General features: G+C 44.8%; 8 protein-coding genes. 3 read left to right on the top strand and 5 right to left on the bottom strand.

The window, feature by feature from the left end:
- The first annotated feature begins 218 nt into the window (after positions 1–218).
- Positions 219–833: a Uma2 family endonuclease gene (locus AM228_RS27280; RefSeq protein ID WP_054470059.1), complete on the top strand. Its 615-nt coding sequence runs from the start codon at positions 219–221 to the stop codon at positions 831–833.
- Positions 834–990: 157 nt separating this feature from the next.
- Here AM228_RS27280 and AM228_RS27275 read toward each other — a convergent pair whose 3' ends face one another.
- Together AM228_RS27275 and AM228_RS27270 are read right to left on the bottom strand one after the other, a co-directional pair.
- Complete coding sequence (locus tag AM228_RS27275) at positions 991–3276, bottom strand: glycosyltransferase 61 family protein (RefSeq protein ID WP_082349170.1); 2286 nt, start codon at positions 3274–3276, stop codon at positions 991–993.
- A gap of 133 nt (positions 3277–3409) precedes the next feature.
- Positions 3410–4468 (bottom strand): calcium-binding protein, encoded by a 1059-nt coding sequence (locus tag AM228_RS27270; RefSeq protein ID WP_054470057.1) that lies wholly within the window; start codon positions 4466–4468, stop codon positions 3410–3412.
- A gap of 616 nt (positions 4469–5084) precedes the next feature.
- Between AM228_RS27270 and AM228_RS27265 the strand changes: the two genes are divergently transcribed.
- Positions 5085–5543 (top strand): DNA-binding protein, encoded by a 459-nt coding sequence (locus AM228_RS27265; RefSeq protein WP_054470056.1) that lies wholly within the window; start codon positions 5085–5087, stop codon positions 5541–5543.
- Positions 5544–5951: 408 nt separating this feature from the next.
- Here AM228_RS27265 and AM228_RS27260 read toward each other — a convergent pair whose 3' ends face one another.
- Both AM228_RS27260 and AM228_RS27255 read right to left on the bottom strand, forming a co-directional pair.
- Positions 5952–7721, bottom strand: coding sequence for a peptidoglycan DD-metalloendopeptidase family protein (locus AM228_RS27260; protein ID WP_231636965.1), 1770 nt, complete (start codon positions 7719–7721; stop codon positions 5952–5954).
- 278 nt (positions 7722–7999) lie between these two features.
- Positions 8000–8899, bottom strand: a complete 900-nt coding sequence (locus tag AM228_RS27255; RefSeq protein WP_054470054.1) for a biotin--[acetyl-CoA-carboxylase] ligase — start codon at positions 8897–8899, stop codon at positions 8000–8002.
- A 349-nt stretch (positions 8900–9248) separates the two neighbouring features.
- On the opposite strand from AM228_RS27255, the gene pgeF reads away from it, so the two are divergent.
- Positions 9249–10124, top strand: coding sequence for a peptidoglycan editing factor PgeF (gene pgeF, locus AM228_RS27250; protein WP_054470053.1), 876 nt, complete (start codon positions 9249–9251; stop codon positions 10122–10124).
- Positions 10125–10365: 241 nt separating this feature from the next.
- Here the strand turns inward: pgeF and AM228_RS27245 are convergent.
- On the bottom strand, positions 10366–10592 hold a 227-nt coding region (locus AM228_RS27245), incomplete at its 5' end, for a hypothetical protein (RefSeq protein ID WP_197285433.1).

Genomic DNA, 10592 nt, shown 5'->3' with positions numbered 1-10592 from the left:
GATTTCTGAGTTTTTTGGGCAGACCGCTTTTCTGGATTATAACATGAAATTCTGGGTCTTTCTTCTAGATAAAATCCTTTGCCGATAAATTCTGGTAATTGAGCGATTAATTGCGCGATCGCTCTCATCAGAATCAAAAATTTGATATAATTGGTTAATTAATCAGCAATATCCATCCTCACCATCTCTATTATATAAGAGCATATAAGAGGTCAAAAATGGTACAAGCACCCGTAAAACCAAACAGCGAAACTCTATCGCTTCAGTTACCAAAAACCATTGGGCTTTATGTCACCCAAGAACAATTTGCTGCCTTAGCCACAGCTAATCAAGATTTACAACTAGAACGAACCGCGCAAGGAGAATTAATCGTGAATCCACCTACTGGCTGGGAAACGGGAAAACGCAATTGGAGTATTTCTGGGGAACTGTATTTATGGTGGCGAAATGCCGGTGAACCAGGAGAAGCTTTTGATTCTTCTACTGCTTTTATTTTACCCAATGGTGCAACTCGTTCCCCGGATGCTTCTTGGGTAAGTCAAGCCCGTTGGGACGCATTGACTCCAGAACAAACAGGCACTTTTGCTAATATTTGCCCGGATTTTGTCGTGGAATTGCGATCGGGTTCCGATAGTCTTAAGCCCCTGCAAGAGAAAATGCAAGAATATATGGATAATGGGGCAAACCTGGGTTGGTTAATCGATCCACAAAATCGTCAAGTGGAAATTTATCGGCCAGGGTTAGAAGTAGAAGTATTGGCAAATCCCACCGAGTTATCTGGGGAAGAAGTATTACCGGGTTTTGTGTTGAATTTGCGGCGGGTTTGGGGGTAACAAAATGTAGGGGCGAAGCATTCGGGTAATTATTTTAATTGCGAAAACCGAGAGTTAACTGCCCGGTAAGCGAAGCCATGCCCGTAGGCGGATAGGGTAAGCAAGCGCCTTCCTGAAGGGTAGGGCTTTATGCTTCGCCCCTACAATACCTATTTGTTTACGGCAAACCTAGCGCCGATAATGCATTTTTTAACCCATCAATATTCACCAAGATATTTTCGGTTAGCGGATTCGGATCCATAATATACCTTAGCGGATAGCAAGCAAAAGATTCCCCAACCAAATAATAATGTTTTAGTCCTAGTTGCTGACTAATTACCCAAAAATAATGTTTGATATAATTAGGCGATACTAATTCCATAATTTGTGTATTCGGCTGACAGAAAATTATATTGGTCAACCCACTGCCATGAGCGGTTATAATCATTTTAGCATGGGCAAATAAGCGAATTTGCTCCCGCACCGAATAAGACTCTAGAAAAATCTTCACAAACCCAAATTTTTCTAAAGTTTCCTCCACTTCTGTTTCATTTATCACTCGGCGATATTGGGCTTTTTCTCTACTAATATAGATGCGTTCTGGATAATTATAATTGTTCGAGGATGCCTCGGAAAACTCTAGTCCATTACCAAAAAATCCGAGAAACTGCGATCGCAGAAATTCTAATGCCCAAGGAGGTAGCCACCCCAAAAATCCCGGAAAAGAAGGGACAACTAATTGCTGGGCTTGAATATGAGGGTAGCGATCGCTTTCGATAATTGTCCTCCCAGAAATTCCTAGATATTCAAGAGTTTCTCTTTGAAAAGGTTGCCGGAGGCTATTCACTACAAACCAATCAATCTTGGTTAAATCAATTCCACTTAAGCGTAATAGCTGCCAGCGGGGTAAAATATCCACTAGCCAATGGAAATAGACATGACCCGATAGTCCTGATAATATGGCTACAGTCCCATCAATTTGCTCTAATTTTGGCAAAGTGTCTAGCTGAAAAATACGGTGTTTTCTATGGTCATAGTTTTCGCAACCGGGCAACTGTCCCGGATAAGACCGGGATAAATCAGCTAAGAGATAATTATCCGGGGTAATGACAGCGATCGCATTGCAAATTTGCCAGGAACTTTTTTGCGGGGCAATCCAAACTCTTCCTGCGGGAATATGCGCCACAAAAGTAGCGTAATTAGTTAAGGGATTTGAGTAACCGGGCAGAGAAACTTGATATAAGCCATTACCTAAATTTACTGGATTAAACCAGCAATTAATTTGGTTTAAACAGCTTTGGCAGTGAATTCCTTCACAGGTTTTATTATCGTTAGGTTTAACCTGAGAAACCTTAAAAACAGTTTCGGTATTGTCATTCCCGCTTTCGCGGGAATCCACAGACCCCGCGCTACTGAAAAAAGCTATATCATAATTTGATGCTTTTAATGGGCAATTAATCGGAATATATAGCGGTTCTCGATCGCTAATCCTATCGCTCATAATAGACGAAAATATCGGTTCCCTCTTTCGGGGGAATGACAGGGTTTGCTGGTGGCAGTCCAACCAGTCTTGAGTAAACCGATAAATACCTTGAGGGAGAATAGTGGATTCAGTTTTAGGCAATGTTAAATTACCAAAATTAATTAATTCCGATAATGGTTCCGCGCCAGAATTAGAAGTGAAAACCTGAAGATAACAAGCGATCGCTTCCTGCCAAAGCTGCTGTTTTTCTCTAATTTGACCTAATTGCCAATTAGCCGTGGCATTATCTGGCTGAATTTGTAAAGCATATTCATAGTAAATAGCCCCTTGCCGATACCCACCCCCATCAAAAACCGCATTGCCCAAACGAACATAAGTTTCTAATAGATAGTCTAAAACTTCTGGGGCATCAAATTGCTGTTGCAAAGCCCTGAGAAATTTAGCGCAGGCTATTTTAGCGCGATCGAACTCATCTAATTCGGTTTTTGTCCTAATTAAACCCTGTTCCACCCCATCACAGAAACTTTCCACAAATAAAGGCTGACGAGCGATCGCCTCTCGAAAACAAGCCATTGCCTCCGTCAGTTTCCCCTCAGCCATCAAAGAATAGCCTAAATCGCTGTAAATCGGAATATAATTCGGCTGCAATTTAATTACTTGGATAAAACAAGCCACCGCTGCCGCACAATCGTTTTCCGACTGCCAAATTTTGCCCAAATTATAGTAAGTTGAGGCCAAATTCTGGTCTAATTCTATAGCGCGATAGTAACTGGAAATCGCCGCCGCAGTATTTCTCTGTTGCCACTGAGCATAACCCAAATAATTATAAAGACTGGCGGAATTCGGGTAGAGCGCGATCACCTGTTCATAGAGCGCGATCGCCTCCGGCCACCGATGTTGTTCAAACAGAATTTCACCTAATTGGTTAATTGCCTCTTGGTCTTGCGGACAGCAGAGCATTTTATCAAGGAATTGCCACATCGCTTTGGGAGAAAATCAATAGGGGAGAAATCAAAACCACAAAGACACAAAGAACACAAAGAATAGATTTTACAAATTTCTCTGTGTCCTTTGTGTCTTTGTGGTTATTCCCATCTTTAACAACAATGTTAAATTAGAACACCTCAAAATCATCTATAGTAATATTCAGATTAGGTTCGAGTTGAACCAGCTTCATCTCATCTCCTTGTTCCGCAGTGGGATTGTAATATACCAAACCGCTGGTTGGGTCGTAGATAATTTTTGCCGTCTGCGTTCCCTGAGTAGCAGGGTCAAAATTAGTCACAACCTCCACATCACCGGGTTGAACTGTGTCTCCCAGAGAAGCAAAGATTCTTTTGTCCAACTGAATCTTATCTTCTGCGGGATTAAAGTCCGTAATCGTATCCACCCCCAAAGGATTTGCCCCAACTTCTTCCGCTGTTCGCAACGGGCCTTGTGAGGCAAAATACTCGAAACGGAAAATATCCTTCCCCGAACCCCCGGTCAGGGTATCATCACCGGCATCTCCGAACACCGTATCATCACCGTCGCCACCGAGTACGCTATCATTCCCTCGACCTCCATGCACCACATCATTCCCTGCGTCTCCATCGACCGTATCACTGTCTTGGTTGCCATTAGCGTTATCACTTCCAATGCCAGCTTTAACTACATCACTACCTAAATTGCCAAATAAAACATCGTTGCCCTCACCACCGTCAACTTGATCGTTTCCTTTGCCACCGGATCCAGTATCATCACCAGCGCCCAAGTCAACCTGATCATCGCCTTGGTTCGCCTCAGCTCGGTCATTGCCATCGCCAGTCTTGATCTGATCGTCACCGCCTTGAGATTGCACGAAGTCAGGGCCGCTACCGAGATTTAATACGTCCGTGGTATCCGTAAGACTCAGCCCATTAGGAGATTCCTGGGAAAAATTAAGTCCTGTGGATTGATTGGTAGCATCTACACTCACACCGCCCGCAGTATTCGGGGATGCGGTGACACCCAATGTCGCCAAGATATTTAAAATGCTTTGAACGCTTTGGGTGCTGCCACCTGTGCTGCTGCCACCTGTGCTGCTGCCACCTGTGCTACTGCCACTTGTGCTACTGCTAGATTCGCCAAGGGCGATCGGAGATACGAACTCTGCCCCACCCTGTGAAGGTGCTACGGGAAGTAAATCAGACATATATTAGAAACCCTTTTAAGGATTGATAATTTACAAAACCTGGTACTCGCCCTATCTAGAAAAATTGTTTACATCTGGCAAATACTCTCAGCAAGTTGCCAGTGCAAGTTGTTTTTAGACTAATTTTTAGATGTCATGGCTCTAAAAGCTGTCATGGCTCTAAAAGCTATAGATATTTTCTACTCACTAGATAAAAATGTCAAATTAATTTTACTACAAAGTTGGCAGTTGCCACCAAAACATAAAAAACAATATAAACCTTGCTAGAGCAAGCGGCGATTTCATCCAAGACCCTGGTGGCAGAAACAGCAAAGATGCGTTAGGGCGATCGCTCTAATTCATCCCTCACTTTTTACCCAAAAGTTATCCCATCCGCTGCCAAGCTAATGGTGCGTTACGGCTGGCATCAGGATTAATAGTTGTGACACCAAAAGTAACCGCGTGCCTAACACACCCTACTAAACTACTACTAAACTGCTGAATAAAAAACTATATCGTGCGAGTTTTTTTCGCTACATCGGCAACAACGGCAGCAACTAATAACCAACAAAATCTTGACATCCTCTTCACCCTTTGCTATGCTAAAACTAACACGATATATAAATGAGCTAAAAAAATGAACCACAAAACTCACGTCGGCACTACAGAAGCAGCCTTTATGCTTGGTCTATCCACCGCCAGAGTCCGCCACCTCCTTAATCAAGGGCGGATTCAAGGAGCGGAAAAAGCAGGTCGAGCCTGGATAATTCCCTTATATAACGGAATGCCCGTAGTCACCGCCGGACGCCGAGGACCAAAGGGTACTTGGTACAAACGCCCTCGCCAAGTAGAAACTTGTATCCTGGTAGATCGAGAAAAAATTAGACATAACACCAAGAAAAACGATAACAAGCCGCCAATTGTGGTCAAACAGGGTAAACATCAGTACAACTGCCATGAATTAGAAATCAAAGGTCCTTGCCGGATTGTGTACACTCCCCATGAAAAAGGTCCTTGCGGCGCTCGCCTGTGGATTGAGGCGGCGGCAGACGTGCCGGTAATTAGAAAGCTATTTCCTATGATGTATGCCGCCTAAAAGTGTTGGAGACATAAAAGTAATTAAGAAATAACTTTCGGCGTTAAATAAAAATAGCTAAAAAATCTAAAATAGATCCTATTTTGTGGCAAAATTATATAGGAAAACCCTATAGCAATAAATTTGTCCCCCTTTTACCTGCTTTAAAATAATTACTACAATAATTACTAGAAGAGATTATTTTAATTTGGGCGCCAGTATTGCGCCCCTATAATTTTGAGGTTAATTTGGGTACAAGCATCACGCCCATACGCATTTTTAATTGGAAACGGTATTATATGGGAGCGATCGCCCAGCGCGGTATTTATTAATTGAAAACCGTATTAAGAAAAGGGTATTACTATGAAAGCAAAAAGGGCGCAAAGTAGATTTGCGCCCTTGGTGATTAATCTGCTGGTTTAAATATCACTAATTTCCTGAATTGGGGGTATTCGCTGGCTGAGTTTGGTTACGGGATATTTGCTGATTTGGTAACTTAAATCCGGCCATTTGTAAGGATTGGAAAAACTCAGTTTTAGCGTATTTTTCTAAAGGTTTTGCGGCTTTAGATAAAGACACTTCTAATTTAGACGGCGGTTTTTCCAACATTCCGGCTAACTCAGCCATTGCATATTCCAACTGAGTTCCTGGATCTAGGGCGACCCAACCTTCACGGGTTAGCTCTCGGAGTTCAAAGTGCAAGTGCGGCCCGGTAGAGTTGCCGGTACTGCCTACCAGTCCAATCACGTCTCCTTGCTTGACTTCTTCTCCTTCTTTGACAAAAAGTTCTGAGAGGTGTCCGTAGAGGGTTTCCGCCGATCCTTGGGCGTGATCTAAGACTACGGTTAGGCCATAACCCCCTAGCCAATCCGCGATCGCCACTTGTCCTGCATATGCCGCTAACACGGGAGTTCCCATCGGCGCCCCAAAGTCAATGCCATTATGGAAGCGGCGATCGCCGGTAATCGGATGAGTCCGCCAACCAAACAGAGAAGTAATCGGCGCCGGGATTGCCAGAGGGAAAATCATCTGGGTATTTCCATTACCGATTCGACCTTGAGGGCGAGCCGCACGCTTGCGATCCAATTCACCAGCGTGCTTTCTCATATCGTACTTAATGCCATTACCGCCAATACTCAATGCGCCTAGGGTGACTGGTTGCATCGCGGTATTCGATGAAACCGGATCGCTGTAATAGGACTGCGAGTAAGACTCTGACTCTGGGGCAGCGGAGTAATACTCCTGAACTGGCACTGGGGGCAGATATTCCTGTTGGACTGACACTCGGGGCAAATACTGCGACGAGACGGGGGACGGTGGTGCTGCATACTGTTGTACTGGCTTGGGGGCAGTATATTGCGGTGCGGAAACCGAAGACCCAGGGTTTTGGGGCGGTTGAGCATAGACATACTGTTCTATCCCCGGGCTAACATTATTCGGCGCCGGATCTGGGAGAGGCTGCGGGGAAGCGACTGCACCACAAAGATCGCCGCCTACTACTTGCCCTTGCTGAAGCGCCGCCTCACAGCCCGTTGACCGTTCAGAAAATACTACCGCTGAGGGTTCTTGGTAAGTATTGTCGGGGGTCTGATCTTGGGCGATCGCCTCATTACTCCTAGTTACTCCAATACTATAGTCACTCGGATCGATGTAAACATTAGTGTAATCCATTGGTGCTGGAGCGGGTTGCCGCTGTTCTTCCGCCGCCGCAGGCTGTGGTTCTGGCTCCGGCGCCGTTGCGGGTTCCCATTGCTCTTGGGGAGCGGAATATTCCGGTTCGGGAGTTGGGGTAGGCTGCCACTGTTCTGTTGCTGTATAGTCGGGTTGCGGCGTCGGAGCCGGAGTAGCAGCGGGTTCCCATTGCTCTTGGGGAGCGGAATATTCCGGTTCGGGAGTTGGGGCAGGCTGCCATTGTTCTTCTGCTGTATAAGCTTGCTCTACGCTATTCGCAGGAGTTTCCCACTCTAATTGAGGGGGAATATACTCAGGTTCTGGGGTGGCGACAACGGCGGGCGCTGGTTTTGCGCTGCCTAAATCACTACCTAAATTATCGATCGCATTGGATGGGGTCTGCGCTTGAGCTTCCAGGCGACTACTGACCACCCCCATACTGGGAATCCAACCCAGTCCTTGCAACAATAACGAAAATTGACAAATAACACTTAAAGGTGTGCGGGCGTATTTAATTGGATGGCTCATTTTAAGAACGCGGTTAACTGCAAATAAGGAAAACAGGGATTGACTGAAGCCTCTGCAAGCCATTCAGTGATGGGCAGATGGAATAATTACTTAGGCACTTGGGCTAGTTTAATCTTTTTTTTGGAATATCTGCTAGATCGAGGCCGATCACTGATCACTATTTATTTCTCAACGAAATCATTAATAGATAACTAAAGACCGCTAATCGTGAAATCAACCGAAAGCTGATAGTTCGATCCTGGAGGCTGATAGCTGAAGACTGAGATGCGATCGGTCATTCAGAGAGTATCGTATCCCAAGCGAATTGTTCCAGGCTTTACAAAAATTTCTCGGGCGGCGACGTCCGGACGACTTGGGTTGCTACCCGGTTGATTTGGCGGTGATTGGTTCGGAGAATCAATCTCAATCCGCAAATCTCCCGTTGCCGTCACCCCAGCAATCACTCCTGACTGTCCTTCGACCATAATTGCTTGACCCAGATTAGCCAAAATTGCCAAGTAGCTTGACAACAGTTTTTCTACACTTTCGTTCTGCATATATTCGATTCCGGAAGCTATTCCCCATAAAGTAATCGCGGCTAACATTTCCAGAGACTCGCAGAAATCAGTTTTTTCTAAAGAAACTTGGTTTTTTAGACAATTAGCTTGGTAAGATTGTAGAGCGATCCCGGTTGGTGGCACGGAGTTAGCCCAATTAATCCCCACACCTACCACCGCTTTTGTGATAATTTGGGATTGGATTTTGGTTTCAGTGAGAATTCCTCCTAATTTTCTTTGGCTTAAAATTAGATCATTCGGCCATTTAATCAAAACTGGTAGATGATAACTTCTTAAAATCGTGGCAATTCCCCAAGCACTAGATAGGGTTAATTGAAAACTTTTTGTCACGGGTAGATTAGGAAATAAAGCCAATGATAAATACAAGCCACCGAGGGGAGAGTTCCATTCTCGTCCCCACTGACCTCGGCCAGAAGTTTGTCGATTGGCAATTACTACTGTACCAGACGGAGCACCGTTGTTAAGTAATTGCCAAAGGGTTTTATTCGTAGATTCTAGTTGCTCAAAAATATATATAGAAAAGTCTATAACCCGGTCTGAATTATTGGTAAATCCTAGTAGATTCAGATCGGATTTGACAACTTTTAAAGCAGCTTCTAAACGTTCTTGATTTAATACCACAAGAGAAAAAAGTTAAGTATCGATAAGCAATAGAATTTATGCGATCGCAGATAGTCCCGGAGACAATCGTTTTCCAATTTATCATAAAACGGTCAATTTTCACCTTTACCCTAGATTAAGAGGCTAAATTCTTTAATCCATGAAAATTTACCAACTCACCGAGGCCATGATTTTACGATAATTGCCATAATTGCCATAATTGCCATAATTTTAATTAATTGTTAGCATTTGAATAATATTTGTTTAACGGACAAGGTAATGGCTATAGCATACCGCAATGCCTTATTCCTCCTAGAACCGACTCTCGATCTCATTCACTTAAATCATAAAGAAGCGTAAACTTAAACTCATGTCTAATTGGCAGTGGCACGATTGGAACGGACTATCTTATTTAACTTGTAGCTTACTGGCGGATTGGTCTCACGGCTTTTTTACTCGTGACTTTTGGCCGCGATCACCTGAACAACTGGTGAACGTTTTGCGCCACCAGGTAAATCCTCTCTTCCCAGAAGTATTTCGTGTCAAACAGGTTCACGGCAATACCGTATTGCCCACCAGCCAACTAACTCCGATTACTCAAAACCAATCAGAAGACTTAGAGTCTAGTTCTACAGAAACTACAGTTTCCCTTTCCTTAGAAGAAGCGGATGGCTTACGCACGGAAAAAGCTGACCAAGCAGTCTGGGTCGCTAGCGCAGATTGTTCCCCGGTACTGATTGCCGATATCGTGACGGGACAGGTGGCGGCAGTGCATTCCGGCTGGCGAGGAACGGCAAAAGCAATTGTGCCAGAGGCGATCGCTCAATTTATCCGCCAGAGCCAAACTCACGATAGTCAAAACCAGCTAAAAAACCTCCGCATCGCCATTGGTCCTGCGATCGCAGGGGAAGTTTATCAGGTTTCCGAAGCAGTTGCCGCTGAAGTCGGCATGAGCATTCACTCAGAAAATATCAGCCCCGAAGCATTAACGGAACCACAGACTTTGACATATATATTAGAGTGGCTGCAACAAATTCCCGGTTCGCCTATTTTTCCCGATCGCGAACCGGGCAAAGTGCGCTTAGACGTGCGACAAGCCATCAACTTACAACTAGAGAAAATTGGCATTAATCCAGAACAAATCGCGACAGCAAAATACTGCACCTACCAAACCCCCGAACAATTTTTTTCCTATCGCCGAGATGGACTAAAAAAAGTCCAGTGGTCTGGAATTATTAGCCAATGATTGGGGTGTAGGGTGTAGCTCTTTAGCCCTTCGACAACGCTCAGGACTCAGGGTAAGAGGTGTAGGGAAGAGTGAAGAGTCAAGCGTGAATAGTGAATAGTGAATAGTGAATAGTGAATAGTGATATTTATGCATAACTTTTCACTTGTACGGGCGAATGGCCATTCGCCCCTACGACTTTTCGCTTCTCTCTCCCCTGCACCTCTGCACCCCCGCACCCCCGCTCTCCAAAAAGCATTCACTATCTCAAGCCTTCCATCCCAGGAAACACTCGACTGCGCGGCCCAGACACCGATCGCAACTGCAACTCAATCGACTGAGAAAAGCTCGGTGACAACGGTTCATTATCCGACTGCGATCGGAAATTGCGAACTTGCTCAATCAACTTAGCCAATGGATCCTGACGTGGGATTTCTTCAGGTTGAGAAATCACTGCCTCTGGCTGCGGCTGGGGCTGGGGCTGCGTTG

Origin of the sequence: Planktothricoides sp. SR001 (genome assembly GCF_001276715.1) — a bacterium.
In the GTDB taxonomy this organism is placed as follows: domain Bacteria; phylum Cyanobacteriota; class Cyanobacteriia; order Cyanobacteriales; family Laspinemataceae; genus Planktothricoides; species Planktothricoides raciborskii.
Note: the sequence above shows the minus strand (reverse complement) of the source record. Positions and strands in the feature narration are given on the sequence as shown.

Excerpts from the sequence above, each read along its gene's own strand:
- AM228_RS27270 (WP_054470057.1), bottom strand. The coding sequence starts at position 4,468 with ATGTCTGATTTACTTCCCGTAGCACCTTCACAGGGTGGGGCAGAGTTC.
- pgeF (WP_054470053.1), top strand. The coding sequence starts at position 9,249 with ATGTCTAATTGGCAGTGGCACGATTGGAACGGACTATCTTATTTAACT.
- AM228_RS27265 (WP_054470056.1), top strand. The coding sequence starts at position 5,085 with ATGAACCACAAAACTCACGTCGGCACTACAGAAGCAGCCTTTATGCTT.
- AM228_RS27275 (WP_082349170.1), bottom strand. The coding sequence starts at position 3,276 with ATGTGGCAATTCCTTGATAAAATGCTCTGCTGTCCGCAAGACCAAGAG.
- AM228_RS27280 (WP_054470059.1), top strand. The coding sequence starts at position 219 with ATGGTACAAGCACCCGTAAAACCAAACAGCGAAACTCTATCGCTTCAG.
- AM228_RS27260 (WP_231636965.1), bottom strand. The coding sequence starts at position 7,721 with ATGAGCCATCCAATTAAATACGCCCGCACACCTTTAAGTGTTATTTGT.